19 protein-coding genes are annotated in these 19,651 nt (G+C 65.2%); 16 read left to right on the forward strand and 3 right to left on the reverse strand.

Annotated elements, in window-relative coordinates:
• The first annotated feature begins 96 nt into the window (after nucleotides 1-96).
• Nucleotides 97-1,473 carry an MFS transporter gene (locus PCO31110_RS24190; protein WP_010804514.1) on the forward strand — a complete coding sequence of 459 codons (1,377 nt, stop codon included), beginning with the start codon at nucleotides 97-99 and terminating at the stop codon, nucleotides 1,471-1,473.
• Nucleotides 1,474-1,570: 97 nt separating this feature from the next.
• On the opposite strand, the gene PCO31110_RS24195 is transcribed toward PCO31110_RS24190, so the two are convergent.
• From PCO31110_RS24195 to PCO31110_RS24205, 3 genes are all read right to left on the reverse strand, one after another.
• Entirely contained in the window at nucleotides 1,571-2,419 is an 849-nt protein-coding gene (locus tag PCO31110_RS24195; protein ID WP_150691637.1) for a DUF72 domain-containing protein, read from the reverse strand.
• A 109-nt stretch (nucleotides 2,420-2,528) separates the two neighbouring features.
• Nucleotides 2,529-4,283, reverse strand: coding sequence for a chloride channel protein (locus PCO31110_RS24200; RefSeq protein ID WP_150691710.1), 1,755 nt, complete (start codon nucleotides 4,281-4,283; stop codon nucleotides 2,529-2,531).
• A 52-nt stretch (nucleotides 4,284-4,335) separates the two neighbouring features.
• Nucleotides 4,336-4,773, reverse strand: a complete 438-nt coding sequence (locus PCO31110_RS24205; RefSeq protein ID WP_010804511.1) for a MarR family winged helix-turn-helix transcriptional regulator — start codon at nucleotides 4,771-4,773, stop codon at nucleotides 4,336-4,338.
• 240 nt (nucleotides 4,774-5,013) lie between these two features.
• On the opposite strand from PCO31110_RS24205, the gene PCO31110_RS24210 reads away from it, so the two are divergent.
• The 15 genes from PCO31110_RS24210 (at nucleotide 5,014) to PCO31110_RS24280 (ending at nucleotide 19,638) form a co-directional block, all read left to right on the forward strand.
• Nucleotides 5,014-5,256: a hypothetical protein gene (locus PCO31110_RS24210; RefSeq protein ID WP_010804510.1), complete on the forward strand. Its 243-nt coding sequence runs from the start codon at nucleotides 5,014-5,016 to the stop codon at nucleotides 5,254-5,256.
• Between the two features lie 133 nt (nucleotides 5,257-5,389).
• Complete coding sequence (locus PCO31110_RS24215; protein ID WP_010804509.1) at nucleotides 5,390-6,610, forward strand: hypothetical protein; 1,221 nt, start codon at nucleotides 5,390-5,392, stop codon at nucleotides 6,608-6,610.
• A 44-nt stretch (nucleotides 6,611-6,654) separates the two neighbouring features.
• On the forward strand, nucleotides 6,655-7,323 hold the full coding sequence (locus PCO31110_RS24220) for a Vgb family protein (protein WP_150691638.1): 669 nt from the start codon (nucleotides 6,655-6,657) through the stop codon (nucleotides 7,321-7,323).
• 167 nt (nucleotides 7,324-7,490) lie between these two features.
• Complete coding sequence (gene ahpC / locus PCO31110_RS24225; protein ID WP_010804507.1) at nucleotides 7,491-8,054, forward strand: alkyl hydroperoxide reductase subunit C; 564 nt, start codon at nucleotides 7,491-7,493, stop codon at nucleotides 8,052-8,054.
• Nucleotides 8,055-8,243: 189 nt separating this feature from the next.
• On the forward strand, nucleotides 8,244-9,842 hold the full coding sequence (gene ahpF / locus PCO31110_RS24230) for an alkyl hydroperoxide reductase subunit F (RefSeq protein ID WP_150691639.1): 1,599 nt from the start codon (nucleotides 8,244-8,246) through the stop codon (nucleotides 9,840-9,842).
• A gap of 364 nt (nucleotides 9,843-10,206) precedes the next feature.
• Nucleotides 10,207-11,862, forward strand: a complete 1,656-nt coding sequence (gene fliF / locus PCO31110_RS24235; protein ID WP_150691640.1) for a flagellar basal-body MS-ring/collar protein FliF — start codon at nucleotides 10,207-10,209, stop codon at nucleotides 11,860-11,862.
• On the forward strand, nucleotides 11,846-12,865 hold the full coding sequence (locus PCO31110_RS24240) for a FliG C-terminal domain-containing protein (RefSeq protein WP_150691641.1): 1,020 nt from the start codon (nucleotides 11,846-11,848) through the stop codon (nucleotides 12,863-12,865). Before fliF ends, PCO31110_RS24240 begins: the two co-directional genes overlap by 17 nt.
• Nucleotides 12,862-13,587: a FliH/SctL family protein gene (locus tag PCO31110_RS24245; RefSeq protein WP_150691642.1), complete on the forward strand. Its 726-nt coding sequence runs from the start codon at nucleotides 12,862-12,864 to the stop codon at nucleotides 13,585-13,587. Before PCO31110_RS24240 ends, PCO31110_RS24245 begins: the two co-directional genes overlap by 4 nt.
• A complete protein-coding gene (locus tag PCO31110_RS24250) occupies nucleotides 13,584-14,867 on the forward strand; it encodes a FliI/YscN family ATPase (RefSeq protein WP_150691643.1) in 1,284 nt (427 codons plus the stop codon). Before PCO31110_RS24245 ends, PCO31110_RS24250 begins: the two co-directional genes overlap by 4 nt.
• Complete coding sequence (locus PCO31110_RS24255; protein ID WP_150691644.1) at nucleotides 14,858-15,430, forward strand: hypothetical protein; 573 nt, start codon at nucleotides 14,858-14,860, stop codon at nucleotides 15,428-15,430. Before PCO31110_RS24250 ends, PCO31110_RS24255 begins: the two co-directional genes overlap by 10 nt.
• Nucleotides 15,418-16,842 carry a flagellar filament capping protein FliD gene (fliD, locus tag PCO31110_RS24260; RefSeq protein ID WP_010804500.1) on the forward strand — a complete coding sequence of 475 codons (1,425 nt, stop codon included), beginning with the start codon at nucleotides 15,418-15,420 and terminating at the stop codon, nucleotides 16,840-16,842. The genes PCO31110_RS24255 and fliD overlap by 13 nt, the downstream gene beginning before the upstream one ends.
• 35 nt (nucleotides 16,843-16,877) lie before the next feature.
• Nucleotides 16,878-17,255: a flagellar export chaperone FliS gene (fliS, locus tag PCO31110_RS24265; protein ID WP_010804499.1), complete on the forward strand. Its 378-nt coding sequence runs from the start codon at nucleotides 16,878-16,880 to the stop codon at nucleotides 17,253-17,255.
• The gene (locus PCO31110_RS24270) at nucleotides 17,248-17,547 is read left to right on the forward strand and encodes a hypothetical protein (protein ID WP_010804498.1); all 300 of its coding nucleotides are present in this window, start codon (nucleotides 17,248-17,250) and stop codon (nucleotides 17,545-17,547) included. Before fliS ends, PCO31110_RS24270 begins: the two co-directional genes overlap by 8 nt.
• Nucleotides 17,537-18,784 carry a flagellar hook-length control protein FliK gene (locus PCO31110_RS24275; protein WP_150691645.1) on the forward strand — a complete coding sequence of 416 codons (1,248 nt, stop codon included), beginning with the start codon at nucleotides 17,537-17,539 and terminating at the stop codon, nucleotides 18,782-18,784. The genes PCO31110_RS24270 and PCO31110_RS24275 overlap by 11 nt, the downstream gene beginning before the upstream one ends.
• A complete protein-coding gene (locus PCO31110_RS24280; RefSeq protein ID WP_217427303.1) occupies nucleotides 18,781-19,638 on the forward strand; it encodes a FliA/WhiG family RNA polymerase sigma factor in 858 nt (285 codons plus the stop codon). Before PCO31110_RS24275 ends, PCO31110_RS24280 begins: the two co-directional genes overlap by 4 nt.
• Nucleotides 19,639-19,651: the final 13 nt, after the last annotated feature.

The raw sequence follows: 19,651 nt of genomic DNA on the forward strand, positions 1-19,651 counted from the left end.
CTCCCCCCAGACAGCCGGGCGCGCAGAGGCGGCGACGAATTCAAGAATAATAATGGGATGACAAACGGGGCGGCCACGCCCCGAGGAGACAGTTTCATGAGTCAATCGCGCGCGGTGGACGTGCCCGCCTATATCAACGCACAACGATTTTCCGGCTATCAATGGCTGGTACTGATCCTGTGTTTCTTCGTGGTGGCCATCGACGGCTTCGATACGGCGGCTATCGGTTACATCGCCCCCTCGCTTGTGCAGCAATGGCATATCGATCGCGGCTCGCTCGGGCCGGTGCTCTCGGCCGCGCTCTTCGGCCTGGCAGGCGGTGCGATCTTCGCCGGGCCGCTCGCCGACAAGTTAGGGCGCAAGACGCTGCTGGTGCTCTCGGTCGTCTTCTTCGGCATTGCGAGTCTCGCCACCGCCTTTGCGCAGGATCTCGACACGCTGACCGCGCTGCGTTTTCTCACGGGGCTGGGGCTTGGGGCGGCCATGCCCAACGCCGTGACGCTGATCTCGGAGTACGCGCCGGAGTCACGTCGTGCCGTGATCGTCAACACCATGTTTTGCGGCTTCCCGCTCGGGGCATCGATCGGTGGGTTCGTCGCCTCGTGGCTGATTCCGCACTTCGGCTGGCATAGCGTGCTGGTTCTCGGCGGCGTACTGCCTCTGGTGCTCTCGGTGCTGCTCATCCTGTGTCTGCCGGAATCGGTGAAGTTTCTCGTCGTGCGGCAAAAGCCGATTGAACATGTGCGTCGCATACTGTCGCGCATCTCGGGCGAATCGCTCAGCGATGTCGGCGAGTTCACCGTCAACGAAGCGGCACCGAAGCGCGCGGGATCTGCCGTGAGCGTGGTGCTCTCGAAGCAGTACGGTTTCGGTTCGGTGATGTTGTGGCTCACGTACTTCATGGGGCTCGTGATCTTCTATCTGCTCACGAGCTGGATGCCGATCCTGTTCAAGGATGCGGGTTTTACCATCGAACGCGCCGCGCTCATCACGGCCCTGTTCCCGCTGGGCGGGGGCATCGGCACGGTGCTGTCGGGCTGGCTGATGGACAAGTTCAACGCCCAGAAAGTGGTGGCCGTGGGGTACGCGCTCACCGCAGTGCTGGTGTATGCGGTCGGTCAGGCGATAGGCAATATCGGCTTGCTGGTGGCGCTGATTTTCCTTGCCGGCACCGCGATGAACGGTGCGCAGTCGTCGATGCCGTCGCTCGCCGCCATGTTCTATCCGACGCACGGGCGCGCCACGGGCGTCGCGTGGATGCTCGGCATCGGGCGCTTCGGCGGCATCGCGGGGGCGTTGCTGGGGGCCGAATTGATGCGCCGTCATCTGGGCTTTTCTGCGACATTTTCTCTGCTGGCCATTCCGGCCGTGATCGCCACCGTCGCGCTGCTGGCAAAAAACGCGTGGGAGCGTGCGCGAGGTCATCTTCCGGCGACGTCGAACGACGCGCGCAACTCTGCCGCCATGCATTGACGTCCGTCGCGTCGATTGATCGCAGTCTTGGCCGTTTGTGATGCGGCGCCCTGGGCGCCGCATTTTTATTGCACGGTGCGCACCTGCCGGGGAGCGGTCAGCGTTTCGCCAAGGCGTCGATCATCGCCATCGCGGTAGCGGGATTGCGTTCCTTGAAGCCGCTGATGATATAGAGAAACACATCGCGGTGTTGGACCTTGGGCGGGGCGCCAGCGATGGTGTCGAGATCCTTTGGTGCGCCGCCTTGCGCGAAGGTTTTTGCGCGCGCCAGCCACTGCGTCATCGCCTTCGGGGCGTAGCCGAGCGTGTAGCGTTCCTCCGTCCCCATGAGACGCGCGTAGACGAACGGGGCGGTGACATCGGCAATGCAGGGGAATTTCGCGTCTCCGGCAAGGACGATTGCCATGTGGTACTTGCGCGCCAGCGCGACGAACTCGGGCACGGCAAAACTCTCGTGCCGGACTTCCAGCGCATGACGGATTGGATGGCCGCCCGCCTTCGCCGGAAGCAGACTCAGGAAATGCTCGAAGTCTTGCGCGTCGAACGCTTTCGCCGGCGCGAATTGCCAGTTCACCGGGCCGAGTTTCTTGCCCAGTTCGAGCACGCCGCTGTCGAAGAAGCGCTCGACCGATTCGCCCGCTTCACCGAGCACGCGCCGATGCGTTGCGTAGCGCGATGCCTTGACCGAAAACACGAAGTCGTCCGGGGTTTCCTCGAACCAACGGCGAAACGTCGACGGCTTTTGCGAGCCGTAGAACGTGCTGTTGATCTCGATGGAAGTGAGGTGTTGGCTGGCGTATTCGAGTTCGCGGCGCTTCGGCCACTTATCAGGATAGAACGTACCTTGCCATGGCGCGAAATTCCAGCCGCCGACGCCGATACGAATGTGATTTCCGGGCGACGTGCGGGTCGCAGCCGGCGCTTTGGAGGTTTGAGTCGTCGCCATCGGCTGTTGCGCATGGCGCCATGCGCATTCGGTGGGAAGAAGTCCCCGATGGTGACGTCATGAGGCGACGCGCGTCAATGGGGGCGACGGCACGTCGCCGCACCGGAGATCAATTACGTCGGCGTCCGAGATGAAGCATGCGCTCGCGCACCTCCTCTTCGGCGCGCCAGTGTTCGGCCGGTTTGACCAGATCGCTGCGGCTGATGATGCCGACGAGCTTGCGCGAGGTGGCATCGCTCACCACAGGCAGGCGCTCCAGATGGTGCGCGGCGAAGCGTGCCGACACGATCCGCCCTGTCTCCGAAGGCAGCGCAACGAGCGGCGGATTGACACCGTACAACTCGCCCAGCGTTGTCAGCCCTTGTGCCTGAGCGCGCCTGAGCGCCTGCCTGTCGACCATGCCCAGCAAGGCGTGCGACGCATCGACCACGGGGTAAGCGCGATGGCGCTGACTCGCACCGAAGGCTTCCTTCATCGCATCCTCGATCGACATGATGTCGCCCAGCGCTACCGGCTCGCGTGTCATCAACTCGCCCACATGCAGGCGTTCCAGCGGGTCGACGCCGTATTCGCGATGGATGTGACGCCCGCGTCGCGCGATCTTCTCCGTCATGATCGAGCGCGGCATGATCCAGATCGTTACGCCATACGATACGCCGCAAGTGAGCAGCAGCGGCAGCAACGCATTCACGTCGTGCGTGAGGCCGAGTGCGAAGACGATGGCGGTCAGCGGTGCACCCAGCACGCCCGCGAGGGTGGCGGCCATGCACACGAGCGCCCACAGCGAGACATCGCCGCCGGGCAGCACCGGCGCGAGCAGCGTGCCGAGCCCTGCGCCGATCATGAGCAGCGGGGCGAGCACCCCGCCCGAGGTGCACGAGCCCAGCGCAATCGCCCAGATGATCGCCTTGACGAGCAGCAGCGCCAGCGCGGCGTGCAGGGTGAAGTGTCCGGCGAGCAGGTCTGCGATGACGTCGTAACCGACGCCCAGCGCGCGCGGCTGGAAGTCGCCGCCGATGCCGACCGCCAGGCCACCGATGGCTGGCCACCACATCCAGTGCACAGGCAGCTTGTGAAAGCCGTCTTCGATGGCATACAGGGCGCGCGACATGCCCGCAGACAGGATGCCTGCACACCCCCCCGCGAGCAGACACGAGAACAGCGCGACAGGGGCGACGTCGGGGGTTGCCATGGGGAAGAGGGGGCCGGCTTCGAGCATCAGCGGCCGGGCGAAGCCGGCGACGGCACAGGCGACGATCACCGGCAGCAGACTGCGCGGACGCCATTCGAACAACAGCAGTTCCACGGCAAGCAGGACGGCAGCCACCGGTGTGCCGAACACGGCCGTCATGCCGGCGGCGGCACCCGCGACAAGCAGCGTCTTGCGCTCGGCGGCGCTCAGATGGAAGTACTGGGCGACGAGCGAACCGATGGCGCCGCCCGTCATGATGATCGGACCTTCGGCGCCGAACGGGCCGCCACTGCCGATCACGATGCCCGACGACAGCGGTTTGAGGATGGCCACGCGGGGCGACATCTTGCTCTTGCCGAACAGAATCGCCTCGATGGCCTCTGGAATGCCGTGGCCGCGAATCTTGTCGCTGCCGAATCGCGCCATCACACCGACGATGAGGCCCCCAATGACGGGCAGCACGATAGCCACGGCCCCCAGCGTGTGATTGGCGGGTGAGCGAGGGGCGAACGACAGTGTCTGGTAGAAGAAAAGGTTGGTGAAGCCTTGAATCAGGTGCAGCAGCAGCCACGCGGCGGGCACACCGCAAAAACCGATGACGGTGGCCAGCGCAAGCAGTCGCGGCAACCCCGGCGCCCGCGCAAAGTCGCGGGCATGCGGGGGTGCGGCCATGGTCGAGTGAGGTGAAACGGTGTGGGGTGCGGAATCCATGACGGTGCCGTGATTACAGATGAACGCCACGAATGTGGAAGATGTCTGCGAAGGTGCTCAACTCGTTGCGATGCTGGGCGGCGAGGTTGGCGAGACACGCGTCGCCTGCCGCCGACAGGTGCACTTCCACCACGCGCCGGTCGCTTTCGTTCTGACGACGGGTGACGAGCCCGGCCTTCTCGCAACGGGCGACAAGTGCCACCACGCTGTGATGCACGGCTTGCAATCGCTCGGCCAATTCACTGATGGACGCCCAGTCGCGCCCCGGTATACCTTTCACGTGCAGCAGCAATAGATACTGCTGCGGCGTGATGCCGCCTTCGCGCGCCGCTGTCTCGCTGAAATTGAGGAAGCGCCGCAGGCGATAGCGGAATTCCGAAAGTGCTTCGAAATCGCTCTTGGTCAGCGCGTCGGCGGTGATCGGCGAACCGGGCGAGGCAGGTGCAGACATGGGCGGGAGGGCGCGGGACGCCGGAAGGTCCGAAAGCCGAAAAATATATCACAATGCGATATATTAGGCGGCCTTAGGGATAGCCGGGATGACAAACGGGGCCCGTAACGTGCAGAATCGCGAAAAAACGAGACTCAGCAGTTGACGGGAACTCGATCCCCGCCGAGATGCCGGCGTGTCGTTGCCATGTGTTGGTGACGAGCGTCGTTCGGGCGGGCCGACCTCTGACAGGGAGGAGACATGGCTTCCACGGTCCGACGCCGCTGGCGTACGGGAACGTTGTTGTTGCTGTCGGTGGCACTCGGCTCCACAGTTGCCGCCTATCACTACGCCACCGGTTTCGAGCTGGGTGGCGGTGTCTTTGAGCAGATCGGATTTGGACGTCATGGCACGTCGTCCGGGCCGGTCGCGCATGCGCGTGGTGCACCATCGTCTTGTCCAGGGGGCGATTGTCGCGGCGCGTCGACGTCGCAGGCGCACTGAATCCGCTTGACGCCGCCCCCGTTGCAGGGCGCGGCACTCCCGCTTGGAAGACATGACGCAGACCGGCGGTCATGGCGCTCCGGGCCGCATGTCGGGCCGGGGCTATGCGTGCCCCACGCGGTAATATCGCGCGATGGACTCCCTCATCGCCGCTTCCGCCCGCGCGTTGGCTGCGGGCGACCCGCTGGGTGCGCTGCACCGTGTCGCGCTTCGCGACGATCCGCCGGCGCTTGCGCTGCGCGGTATCGCGATGGCGCAGCTTGGCGATTACGCGCGAGCCCGCGAGTTGCTCAAACGCGCCGCGCGCGGCTTCGGAACCCACGAGGCACTGGCCCGCGCCCGATGCGTCGTCGCCGACGCCGAAGTCGCGCTCGCCATGCGTGATCTGAGTGGGACCACTCGCTCGTTGCAAGACGCTGCGTCCCTTCTCGCGGCGCATGACGACTTCCCCAACGCCATGCTCGCGCGGCTGCTCATCGCTCGCCGCCTGTTGCTCGTCGGCAAACTCGATGCCGCCGCGCAGGCACTGCACGACGCCCCGCTGCCCAACGTACCGGCGCGTCACGTTGCCGTTCATGCCTTGATCGTCGCGGAATTGGCGCTGCGTACGCTGCGGATCGGCGACGCCCGCAACGCGCTCGCGCGCGCGCAGGACGCCGCGGTTGCCGCCGGTGTCCCAGCGCTGCGCGCCGAAATCGAGCGCCTGAACGATGCGCTGGGGCGTCCGGCCGCGCGGCAATGGCAAGCGCACGGCGAGCGCATGCTGCGCCTCGACGAGGTGGTGACGCTGCTTCACTCGAACGCATTGGTGATCGATGCCTGTCGTCGTGGCGTGAGCATCCGCAACACGTGGCGACCACTGGCAAAACGGCCCGTGCTTTTCACACTGGCGTTGCCATTGGCGCGCGCCTGGCCCGGCGATGTCGACAGGGAAACGCTGATTGCTGAAGCCTTTCGGCTGCGTCACCCGGACGAGACGCACCGCGTACGTCTGCGTGTCGAAATCGGGCGTCTGCGCGCGCTGCTCAAGGGCATCGCGGAGATCGACGCGACACCGCGCGGCTTCGCCTTGCGAACCGCCACCGCTACCGCGATCACCGTGCTGTTGCCGCCCATCGACGGTGAGCGTGCATCGTTGATCGCGTTGCTGGCAGATGGTGCGGCGTGGTCGACCTCCGCGTTGGCGTTAGCGCTCGGTGCCAGCCAACGCACCGTGCAACGTGCCTTGGGCGAACTCGAATCGCAAGGCCGGGTACGCGCCATCGGCCGCGCCAGAGCGCAGCGCTGGATGGCGCCGCCGCTCACCGAATTCACGACGATTTTGTTACTCCCTGCCGGATGGTCGTTTGGCTAGAGTGGTCTTGCACGCCAGCCGTGGCGTAACGACAGGAGACTGACATGACGAGCAAACCGCAACGAAACCTTCGCACCACCGCTGTGAGCGCGGCCGATATCACCTGCGAATATGGCCCTTTCCCCGATGCCGGGCGCATCCACGGTGTGACCTTCGATGGACGGCAGGTCTGGGCCGCCACCGGAGAAAAGGTATTGGCTTTCGATCCGGCGAGCGGCGAGGTTCGCCACATCATCGACGCCCCGAGCGATGCCGGTACCGCTTTCGACGGCACTCACCTTTACCAGATCGGCGAAGACCGCATCAACAAGATCGAACCGTCCACCGGTCGCGTCGTGCATTCGATTCCGGCACCGGACAGCGGCAGCAATTCGGGGCTGACGTGGGCCGAGGGCAGCCTTTGGGTCGGGCAGTACCGGGACCGCCGCATCCTGCAAGTTGACCCGGCCACCGGGCAGGTGCTGCGGAGTATCGAGTCCGACCGGTTCGTGACAGGCGTCACGTGGGTTCGTGACGAACTGTGGCACGGCACGTGGGAGAACGATGAGAGCGAGTTGCGTCAGGTCGATCCGGCCGGCGGCGAGGTGCTCAAGCGCGTGCAGATGCCCGACGGCGTTGGCGTGAGCGGTCTGGAATACGACGGCCACGGCCTGTTCTATTGCGGTGGCGGTGCCAGCGGCAAGGTGCGTGCTGTGCGCTACCCCAAGGACTGACGGACCTTTCGCGGGCCCGGCCGTCTGCGCGCGGACAGCATCATAGGAGACAGGCTATCGCGAGCGATAGCCTGTCTCAATTGAGTAGATTCTAACAATCAATTTCCACTTCTCAATAGCAATCGGCACACTGTCAACACTTTCCACCCCGTCAGAGAGACAACGACATGCCGATCATCAACACCCAGATCAAGCCGTTCAAAGCCAACGCCTACCAAAACGGCGATTTCATCACCGTGACCGACGAGACCCTGAAGGGCAAGTGGTCGGTGGTGGTGTTCTACCCGGCCGACTTCACCTTCGTGTGTCCGACCGAACTGGGTGATCTGGCCGATCACTACGAAGAATTCAAGAAGCTGGGCGTCGAAATCTACAGCGTCTCAACCGATACCCATTTCACGCACAAGGCGTGGCACGACACGTCGGACACGATCCGGAAGATTCAGTACCCGATGGTTGCCGACCCGACGCTCGCGATCTCGCGCAACTTCGATGTGCTGATCGAAGAGGAAGGTCTGGCGCTGCGCGGCACGTTCGTGATCAACCCGGAAGGCGAGATCAAGCTGTGCGAAATCCATGACAACGGCATCGGCCGCGACGCGAAGGAACTGCTGCGCAAGGTGCAGGCAGCGCAGTACATCGCCGCCCACCCGGGTGAAGTCTGCCCCGCCAAGTGGACGCCGGGCGCCGAAACGCTGAGCCCGTCGCTGGACCTGATCGGCAAGATCTAAGCGACACAAGCGATCACCGTAGCAAGCGCCGCTCAGGTCACAGAGCGGCGTCCCCGCCGGCGCGGCGGCCCCCCCTGAACCTGCCGCGCCGGCACCTAATTCCGAATTGCCGACGCTTACCTGCGCCCGCCTGAGGCCGACGCGGTGGCCTCTGCTCGCCCTTTCATCCCATCGAGACGGATAAACGCCATGTTGGACGCGAACCTCAAAGCCCAGTTGCAAACGTACCTCCAGAAAGTCACGCGCCCCATCGAGATCGCCGTGTGGCTCGACGATAGCCTCAAGGCGGCCGAGATGAAGGCGCTGGTGGACGAGATCGCGCCGCTCTCGCCGCAGATCGCCGTCGTGACGCATCACGACGGCGATCGGGATGCCGGCGAGCGCCGTCCGTCGTTTGCCATCGGTACGCCGGGTGAAGCACCGCGCATTCGTTTCGCCGGGCTGCCCATGGGCCACGAGTTCACGTCGCTGGTGCTTGCGCTGCTGCAAGTGGGCGGTCATCCGGTCAAGCTCGACGACGACACCGTCGCGCAGATCCGTGCACTCGACGGCGATTTCCGTTTCGAGACCTATATCTCCTTGTCGTGCCAGAACTGCCCGGAAGTCGTGCAGGCCTTGAACGTCATGGCGCTCATCAACCCGCGTATTCAGCAGGTCACCATCGACGGCGCGCTGTTTCAAGGGGAAGTCGAAGCGCGTCAGGTGATGGCTGTGCCCACCGTATTTCTCAACGGCAAATCTTTCACGCAAGGCCGTACCAGCGTGAAGGAACTGCTCGCAAAGCTCGACACCGGTGCGAGCGCACGTGCCGCGAAGGCCCTCGAGACCAAGCCGGTCTACGACATGCTGATCGTGGGCGGCGGCCCGGCAGGCGCCGCCGCTGCCATCTACGCGGCGCGCAAGGGCATCGCGACGGGCGTGGTCGCCGAGCGTTTCGGCGGTCAGGTGCTCGACACGATGGCTATCGAAAACTTCGTCTCGGTGACGCACACCGAGGGGCCGAAGTTCGCCACGGCGCTGGAACAGCACGTCAAGACGTATGACGTGGACGTGATCGACACACAACGCGCCGATGCCCTGATGCCGGGCAAGATTCACGAGGTGCGTCTGGCCAGCGGCGCCGTGCTCAAGGCCCGTGCCGTGGTGCTTGCCACCGGTGCCCGCTGGCGCGAAATCGGTGTGCCGGGCGAGCGCGACTACCGTAACCGCGGCGTGGCGTACTGCCCGCACTGCGACGGCCCGCTCTTCAAGGGCAAGCGCGTCGCGGTCGTTGGTGGCGGTAACTCGGGCGTGGAAGCCGCCATCGATCTGGCCGGCATCGTCAAGGAAGTCACGCTGATCGAATACGGCGCGCAACTGCGTGCGGACGAAGTGCTGCAGCGCAAACTGCGCAGCTTGCCGAACGTGCGGGTGCTGATGAACGCGCAAACGACCGAAATTCACGGCGACGGCCAGAAGGTGAACGGCCTTGCGTACCGTGACCGCGTCTCCGGCCAGGCGGCCACGATTGCTCTCGAAGGGGTGTTCGTGCAGATTGGGCTGGTGCCCAACACCGAATGGCTCAAAGGCACGGTGGCGCTCTCGCGTCACGGCGAGATTGAAGTCGATGCCAAGGGCCAGACGTCGGTGCCGGGCGTGTTCGCGGCGGGCGATGTCACGACCGTGCCGTTCAAGCAGATCGTGATCGCCGTCGGCGAAGGGGCGAAGGCCTCGCTGGGCGCCTTCGAGCACCTGATGCTCAGTTCAGTGGAAGACGAGGCGGCGACGCCCGAGAAGATCGCCGCCTGACATTCGCCGAAGCGGCCTCGTGCCGCATTCCCTTGACAGCAAAGCCCTCACGCAGGAAACGCGTGAGGGCTTTTTTATTGTTTCCGGCTCATATCGGTCTGTGCGCTGCACACCGTTGGTCTATCGGAAGCCGATCGACGGGGCATCGATTCTGGCGTTAATGGGAAAACGTATCAAATTTCCGGTGAGGGTACAGACGATGCCCAAAGACTACGCAGATTTTCGTTAATTAGCCGATTCGTTGTCACCATGTGCTCCTTCAAATTGACACCCGACGCGTGAGTCTCATGCGTCATGCCTTCGACGGGCCACCGATATCGGATTTCGATCCGGGCGCTCAACAACGAGGCAAGTGAATCGACATATGGGAATCGACAATATCTTTCGTGCCTTTCGTACGTTAGGCAGCGCTGGCATTCGATCGCGTGAGCGATGGGTGAAGTGGCGCGCTCAGCCATCGGGCTTTGCCGGGCAATTGCGCAGCGCATTGCCACTCGTCGTCGCTGCCGGTGCGATTACCGCAGCCACGCTCGCCTGGTACTCGCACGATACGGGCTACGCGCCCCTTTTCGGGCAGAACCAGCGTATTCCAATCGCGCAGGCCACGGGCGTGCTCGAAGCCGAGCACATCCCGTTTCGCATGCATCCGGACACCGGTGCGATCCTCGTGCCGCACGACCGGCTCGGACGTGCGCGTCTCGCGCTGGCCGCCAAGGGCGTAACGCCGGAGTTGCCGCCGGGACTGGAACTGGTCGATCGGGACGAGCGCCTGGGTGTACGTCAGTTCGTGCAGGACGTGCGTTTTCGTCGCGGACTGGAAGGGGAGCTTGCGCGCACCATCATGTCGATCGACGCGGTAGACGCCGCTCGCGTGCACATCGCGCTTGCGCCGCAGACATCGTTCGTCACGCATACCAAGGCGTCGGCCAGCGCATCGGTGCTGATCTCGGTGCGCCCCGGCCAAAAGCTCGCGCCCCAGCAGGTGAGTGCGATTGTCAAGCTTGTGGCCGGCAGCGTGAACGGGTTGGCTGCGGAGAACGTTTCCGTCGTCGATCAGCAAGGCACGCCACTCACTGCGAATCTCGATCTTGACGACGCAACAAACGGCAACGCGGAAGCGCGCACACGTTCGCGCGACGACGCACTTCGTAACGTCCGGGGCCTGCTCGATGGCATTCTCGGCCCCGATCGCTACCGCGCGAGCGTGAGTATCGATCTTGACGAGAACGTGGTGTCTAACACCACTGAGGCGCTCGGTGCAGATCCCCGCGTGATGCAGGAAGCCGTGCGCGAAGCGCGCGACGACGACGCGGTCGTCGGCGGCGTGCCGGGGGCCATGGCCAATCGTCCGATCGACGCGGCGCCGCTGCTCGGTGCCGAGGGTGGCGCAATGCGCACCACCTCGTCCACGCGTCAGTTCGCTTACGACCGTTCGATCACGCAGACCAAGCGTCATCGCCCGCGTGTGCGCCAAATGCACGTGGCCGTCATGGTCGATGCTCAGGCGGCGCCGGGTGGCAACGGCTGGACTGCCGAGACCATCGCCGAGCTTGAGCGCACATTGCGCGCCAGCGCGGGAATTCAGATCGATCGTGGCGACACGCTGGTCGTGAGCGCGATGCCGTTTGTCGCCACCGATGGCGCCATCGCATTCGACACGCCGGACACCGCTGCGCAGGGGCTGGTGCTCACCAGTACACAGAAGCAATACGCCGCCATTGCGGCCGCTGCGGTGCTGTTGATCGCGCTGATCACGTGGGCAGCGCTGGCCCGGCGTGCGCGCCGTCGCAAGGCTGCCGCGCGAGTTGCCGAGGACGACGCGCGAGAGCGCAGCCGCCGGGAAGCCGAGAACGCGGCACAGCAGGCCGCCTTGCCGGCCTTCGCCAACGACATGCCGCCAGACTCGGACGCTTCGTTCGACACGAAGCTCGGACGCCTGACAACACTGGCCGACGGCGAACCCGAGCGGGTCGCCCAGATCATCAAACAATGGATCGGTTCGCATGCCTCTGTCCGCTGAAACTTCCACTCTGACCGAGATCAATGGCGTTGACCGCGCCGCAGTCCTGTTGCTCTGTATGGGCGAGAAGGCTGCCGCCGGCGTGATGGCGCAACTCGCCCCCAACGAGCTTCTGCGCGTGGCGCACGCCATGTCGCGTGCCGGCGGCGTGAAGAAGCACGACGTGCATGCCATCGTCGACCAGTTTCTCGACGCCTGCACGCAGCACGGCGGTGCGAATGCCGCACCGCGTGCCTATCTGGAGCGCTCGCTCGCCGCCGCGCTCGGTGAAGGCATCGCCAGCAATGTGCTCGACGGCATCTACGGCGATCGAATTCGTCCCAAGCTTGCGCGTCTCCAATGGGTGAGCGTGGCGCGACTCGCCGATGTGCTCTCGCGCGAACATCACCGTATGCAGGCGCTGTTGCTGGCCTACCTGCCTGCCGATCTGGGCGGTCAATTGCTTCGTGCGTTGCCCGAATCGCAGCAGGAAGCGCTGCTGTTGGAGACGGCACAACTTAAACGTGTCGACCGCGAACTGCTGGCCGATCTGGAAGTCATCGCCGACCGTTGTCTCGCGGGCTTGTCTGCCGAGAGCACCGATGTGCCGGGCACGCGGCTCGCGGCGCAGATCATCGGCCATGTGCCCGACGATCAGAAGCGGTTGATGGACGCATTGCGCGCCCATGACGCGTCGCTCGCGGAGTCTGTCGAGGCGAGCATGTACGGCTTCGAAATCCTGGCTTCCCAGGCACCGGAAGTTATCGACCTGGCCGTAGCCGAAGTGTCGACCGACATGTGGGCCATTGCGCTCAAGGGGACGGATGCTCGTATGCGGCAAGTCGTGCGTGAGCGCATGTCCCGCCTTCAGGAAGATGCCCTCACGCAGGCGATGCAGCGTCTGGGCGCCATATCGGCGGCCCGTGTCGAAGCCACACGTAACGAGATCATGGCAATGCTACGCACGCGAGCGCGTGAGGCCGACATGCTTTTGCGTCTGGCCGACGGTGAGGTACTCGAATGAAGCCGCATCGGTTTGGCACGAAGTCCGATGTCGCCGCCCAGCGTGGTTGGTTGCCGGTCCAGCCCGATCTGGAAACCTTGCGCGCTCACGCCTATGCGCAGGGGATGGCAGAGGGCGCAGCAAACACGCGTCAGGAAGTCTGGCAGGAAGCCTTTGACGCCGGGCGTGCAGATGGCGAGCAGGCGGCCGAGGCGCGCTTGCAGGCATCGTACGCCGAGCGGCTGCGCGACGAACTCGAGGCGATGAAGCTGCCGCTCGCGGCACTTCAGGCCGCTCGTGAGCAGGTGCATGCACGCCTTGCGGCCGGTGCCGTCGATGTGCTGGGCGACGTCGCGTCGCGTGCCGTGCGCGCCGTCGTGCAGCGCGAGTTGCAGACCGCGCCAGCGGACATCGCGGGCATTGTGCAGCGCTTGCTCACGCAGCTTGGCGCCAGCGACGATGCCGTCACCGTCCACGTGAGTCCCGAAGATGCCCAAGCACTTTGCGCCCGTATTGGGAGCACACCGGCTCACGCCGATGGCACCCGCCCGGGATGGCGCATCGCCGCCGATCCGTCGTTGGTTCGCGGCGATTGCCGCGTCGACGTCGATGGCCTCTGGTACGACGCGGGGTGCGAAGGCCGTGAGGCGGAGGCGCAAACGATCGCGCGTAGGCGTCTGAGCGAATGGGTGGAGGCATGCGTGCAAGCCTCGGCGCCGGTCGAGGCGTCGGAGACGCGATGATGAACGACGAGATCGCACTCGCCATCCCGATGGCGTTCGTCACACGGGCTACGGGCGCCGTGCTTGAGGCGCGCGGACAACGATTCTCGCTGGGGCAAGCCTGCCGTGTCGAGACCGCCGCAGGACGATGGACCGAGGCCGAAGTGGTCGGGTTTTCCGACGGCGCATTGCAACTGCTGACGTACGCGTCCGTGGCCGACATTGTGCCCGGTGCACGGGTGTTGCCCGGAACGGCAACGCCCGCGCTGCGTATCGGATCGTCGTGGCTCGGCCGCGTGATCGATGCCTTCGGGCAGCCGCTCGACGGCAAAGGGGCGTTGCGTGGCGAGGCGTTGCTCGATACGCGTTGTTCGCCGCCCGCGCCGCTGGCGCGTCGCGCTATCGACGCGCCGCTGCCCGTGGGCGTGCGTGCCATTGACGGCCTGCTGAGTCTCGGGAAGGGGCAGCGTGTAGGACTGTTCGCCGGTAGCGGTGTGGGCAAAAGTGTTCTGCTGGGCATGATGACCCGGCATACCGGCGCCCAGATCGTCGTGGTCGGCATGATCGGCGAGCGCGGGCGAGAAGTGGGCGAGTTCATCGCCGAGACGCTCGGACAAGCCGGGCTCGCCAAGGCCGTTGTGGTGGCTGCGCCGGCCGATGCACCGCCTGCACAACGCATGAAGGCCACGGAGTTGTGTCACGCGATTGCCGCCCATTTTCGCGACGCCGGCCACGACGTACTGTTGCTCGTCGATTCGCTCACGCGCTACGCCATGGCGTGCCGCGAGGTAGCGCTCTCGCTCGGGGAAGCCCCTGCCGCACGCGGCTACCCGGTGTCGGTGTTCGCACGCTTGCCCCGGCTGGTCGAATGTGCGGGCAATGGCGCGGGCACGGGCAGCCTCAGTGCGATCTACACGGTGCTGGCCGAGGGCGACGACTTGCAGGACCCGGTGGTCGACACCGCTCGCGCCGTGCTCGACGGTCATATCGTGCTTTCGCGCGAATTGGCCGACGCCGGACATTACCCGGCAATCGACATCGGCGCGTCGGTGAGCCGGTGCATGACTCAGGCCGTGGGTGTACGCCATGCCAACGCCGCGCGCGCGTTCAAAGCACAGTGGCACGCCTATCAACAGATTCGGGAGTTGATGCCGCTCGGCGCTTATGTACCGGGCGCTCACGCCGAGACCGACCGTGCCGTATCGCGGCATCCGCTCATGCTCGAATTCCTGCGCCAGCGCGACGGCGAGGCGAATACGCCGCACGGCCTGTGCGAACGGCTGGAGGCGCTATGCCGATGACCCCGCAAACACCGCGCGCACTGCATGCGTTGCTGTCCATACGAGACCGCGCGCTCGCGGCGGCGCAACACGACAGCCGGCAACTCGCCGAGCGGCACGTGCGGCTCACACGCAACGTCGACCAGCTCACGCGGTTGTATCGCGCTGTGGCCATCGGCGGCACGCGGGCGAATGCCTACAGCTTTCAGAATCGCGCCGATTACAAATGCACGCTCGTGCAGATGATCGAGACGCAGCAAGCACCGATGGCGCAGTTGGCGCGATGGCAGGCGGTCGCGGCGCAGGCCGTGCGCGACGCACAGCGCCGGCGCGAGGGCGTGGCAACGCTCGTCGCCCGCCATGAGGCGGCAGTGAAGCAGGCACGGTTCAGGCGCGAGGGGCAGGCGCAGGTAGCTCAGGCCCTCGCGGTTTGGCAGCGCGGCGAGGCGGCGCGTGAGCGAAATGAGGAAATTGCCTCGGGCGCTCGCATTGACAAAGCACGGGCGGCGGTCGCTTTGGTTGGGAAAACGCGTCTCGCGTCTCGTATACCTACCGAACCAGGAGCTTTGCCATGCTGCAAGTAAAAAATCGTATCGATGATATGGCCGCCGAAATCGCCCAGAGAAAGATGGGGGCGGAGTTCGGTCGTCTGGGCAAGGACAAGGCGGGTAATGACGCCCGTCAGAAAGGCGTGGCCACGCTCAAGGAAGCGCTCGGCAATTTCGAGAAGCAACTGCGGCGCGTCGGCGACAGCGCCGACTTGCATCAGCACAAGGCAACGCAATCGAACGATTCCGCGTTCTCCGTCAAGCTGGAGAAAGGCGCACAGCAGCTCGACTTCGACGTGCACGTCAAACAGCTTGCGACGGTGCATCAGGTGCAGATCACGAATGTGGCGGCACTGGCCGATGGCAACCTGAAGGTTGCCGGGCGCGCAGACGTGATCTCGCTGAACACATCGGGACTCGATCTGACGACGGCCGAGGGAGTGCGCGAGCTTGCCAGACGAATCAATGCGAACGCCGAGTTCAAGGACGCCGTGCGCGCCGACTTGCGGCACGTGCCGGGGCAACAGACGCCGTACCTGCTGCTGACCGCGACGAAGTCCGGTGCCGAGGCGACGTTCGACGTGCAGTCCACGACCGGCGTGGAGCTCGGGGCCCCGGATGCGGCGGTGCTCGCGCAAGGACAGAGCGCCATCGTGCGGATCGGCAACCAGGGAGCGGAAGAGACTTACCCGACCAATGAGATCACGCTCTTCACCGGTGTGACCCTCTCGCTGAAGAAGGCCAACGCGGCAGCCGAAACCACGCGTGTGTCGATCACGCCCGACATGGAGGGCACGGCCGCGAACATGCGCGCCCTCGTTCAGGCTTACGACGCGGTGCGCAAGCAATTGCGCGATCTGATGGACCCCGGCACACCGGGGGCGTCGATGTCGCCCGATAGCGAAGAGAAGGGCGACACCAAACCGGCCGGGGCATTTTATGCGGACGCCGGCGTGCGCGCCTTGCTGCGCGATCTCGAACGCAACTTCGAGCGGCCCATGACGATCGACGGCAAGACGTTCGACCCCGCCCTGTTCGGCGTGAAGCGAAACGCCGACGGCTCGGTCACTTTCGATCAGAAGCGCTTCGAAGCGGCGTATTCCGACGACAAGGCGTTGCTGAGCAAGTGGTTTGGCGAGAGTGCCGACGTGATGAAGCGCGATACCGGGACCGATCTGGACAAACAACCGGCGGGCATGCGCCTTGCCGTTCGGATTCGCGAATGGACTGACGAGATCACGGGGGTGCTCAAGCACCGCACGGATACCGACGAAGTGATCACGCAGCGGCTCGCCGCCAAGGAAGACCAGCTCAAAGCCCGTTTTCTGGCGCTCGTAGCGCGCTACACCGATGAACTCGCTCGCGCCGAGCAGGTTCAGCAACAGATGAAAGAAACACGCGGCTTTGTCGATGCGCTCTTCCGCGGATCGCGCAAGTCCGACGAATGACGCGTGTGACCATCCTTTAGGGAGTCAATCCGATCATGACTTACCAGCAATACCATGCCTCCGACCTCGATGCACGCATCGCAGGGGCAACGCCCTTGCAGCTCATGCTGATCCTTCTGGATGGTCTGCTCGACGAACTGGCCCGCGCGCGTGGGCATATCGAACACGCACGCCATGACGCGCGTCTGCGCAGCGTGACCAAATGCCTGAATCTGATCAACGGCCTGGCATCGCATATCGACGTTGCCGATGGCCCGGGTGTCACGCAGCCGCTGAGCGCCGTGTACGACTTTTGTATGCGCGGCGTCGCACAGGCGAGCGTGGAACTCGATGTTGCCAAGCTCGACGAGGTCGTGGCGGTCATCACGCAACTGACACAAGGTTGGCGCGCGCTGGAGACGCGGCGTGGTTAATGCGGCGACCTTCCGGGCGCTGGCACGAGATCTGCGACGGCATTCTGCCGCGCGCGAATGGGGCTTGCTGCAAGCCACCGACGCTCTGCTTCGGCGGGCGTGGCGACATGCACCTGCGCCCGGCGCGCGGGACGTCTCGCTGACGCAGGCCATGGCCGACGCCCGTGCCGCGCACGACCAGGCATACCTGTTGACTCAGCGAGCCACGTCGGAGGCTCGCCGACATCTGGCCGGACTGGGTCATTGGCGCGACGGCGCGCTCAGCTACCTGAGGATGCACGATGATCGTTGAATACTCACGTCTCATGACACCTGCCCATACGGACCTGTCGGCGCCAGTGGCCGACGGTGCGCTGCCCATCGGGTTGGCGCAGGGTGTGCCGTCTCCCGCCGAGGAAGACGTGTTGAGCGACTTCGCCGCGACACTCGGTCGCTCGACGGCGCAAGGGCTTGAACTGCCTGCGTACGAGGCCGATGCCGTGCCGGAAACCCCCGAGCAAGCGCTGAAGGCAGGTGCGCCGGAGCGCGTCGATGTGGCCCCGGTGGCTGGCGCGCCAGTGGTGGCGGACATGCCGGAGATCACGCCGGACCTCGGGGAGCTGTCTATGGCAGACGATGCCGCGCGAGACGTTCCCATCACGCCGGGCGTCATGGCGGCCGCCGCGGGGGATTCGGTGCGTGCGGCGCAGGACATACCCTCACGCGGGATCGAATCTCTGCGCGACCCGGTGTTGCCACACATCGCGATGCTGCTCGCCGCACATGAGCATCGGATGCGCGGCACGCTCGAAAGCCATGCGCAGGCCGAGCCAGGGGAGCTAGCGGAGCCAAGGGACGGGGCCGCCAGCGCAATGACGTCCTCGCCGGCCGCTGCTGTTCGCGCGGCATTCCCGGTGGCGACGCCTCCTGGCGTCTCATTGCCCCTTGGATTGGCGAGCCCGTTGCCCGCGTCACTGACGGTGCTGCCGTTGGCGGCGGACCCGGCAACGCCGGGCGCTGCATCCGTCGATAACGCAGCGGCACAAGCGCTTCGCACGACGTTTGCCGCAGGAACATTCGGCAACACCTTCGTGGGCGAGCCGTCCACCGTTGCAATGCCGGGCGGATTCCCGAGTACCAACGGGGTGGCGGGGGACGGTACGCCCGTGGCCCGCACGCTGTCCGAGCGGGTGCAGACCATGACGCAGAACGGTGTCCACGAAGCTCGCCTGCGCCTGACGCCGGATGAACTGGGAGACATCGCCATCGTGGTCCGGAAGTCGGCCATGCAACTCAGTGTGAGTTTGCAGGTGGCGCGTCCCGAGGCGTTGAGTCTCGTCCAGAGCACGGCGGCGCTGCTGCGCGACATGCTGTCGCAACGCCACGCCGGGGATGTCAATGTGAGCGTCGGGAGCATGCCGTCGTCCGGCGGCGACGGCGCTTCGGGCAACGGGCGCGAGCGGCATTCGCGCGACGAGCGGTCCGGCGATGTGGGGCCCGGCCTTGCCCTGGGTGAAGCGGCGCGTCAGCGCGAGGCATTCCGGTTATGAACACGCCGATGTACGGCCCCGTCGTGCGCAAGCGGGGCGAAAAGCGCGGCAGTGCGCACCCGGCAAAAGTCGCCGAAGGATCGGAGACGTCGACGCGCCCCGCGCCGGCCACGCCCGGATGGCAGGCCATACCGGTAGCCGACGAGCAGGCGCAGGTACTGAGTCTGATGCCGGTGATCGCGCGCATCGTGCGCTCGCTGATGCCGCAGACAAGCGTGGCGATCGCGCAGGAAGACATGACGCAGATTGCGCTGATCGCTGCGCTCGATGCCATTCGACGCTATGGGCCGCCCGACGAACGTTTCACCGCTTATGCGGCAACGCGCATTCGTGGCGCGGTGCTGGATGAACTTCGGCGCCTCGACTGGCGCCCGCGCACGTTGCGTCAGGCGTCGCATCGGCGCCGTGATGCCGAGCGCGAACTGACACGTGCCCTCGGTCGCGGCCCGACCCGTGAGGAATTGAGTGCGCACGCCGGTATGGGCGATGCCACGCTGGACGAAGCCGAAATGGCCGGATATGCAGAGAGCATCGCGAGCTTCGATCAGTTGCTCGCCGATGGGGGACTTGAGGCAAACGATGCGCTCGTCGAGCGGCGCAGCCCGGAGTATCTGGTCGCCACGCGGCAGAGCCTGACACGAGCGCTTGAAGCGCTCGACGAGCGAGAACAACGCATTGTGCAGCTTTACTACGAGTTCGACATGAATCTTGAAGAGATCGGCGAAGTGCTGGGACTGACCCGGGCGCGAATTTGCCAGATCCATCAGGGGGCGCTCGCAAAAATGAACGCCGCCATGCAGGACGCAGGACGAGGCGGCGCGCGCGCCGCACGTACACCACTACCGAATTGTTAGACGAGGCAAGGGA

The sequence above is a fragment of the Pandoraea communis genome (assembly GCF_902459745.1).
Lineage (GTDB): Bacteria > Pseudomonadota > Gammaproteobacteria > Burkholderiales > Burkholderiaceae > Pandoraea > Pandoraea communis.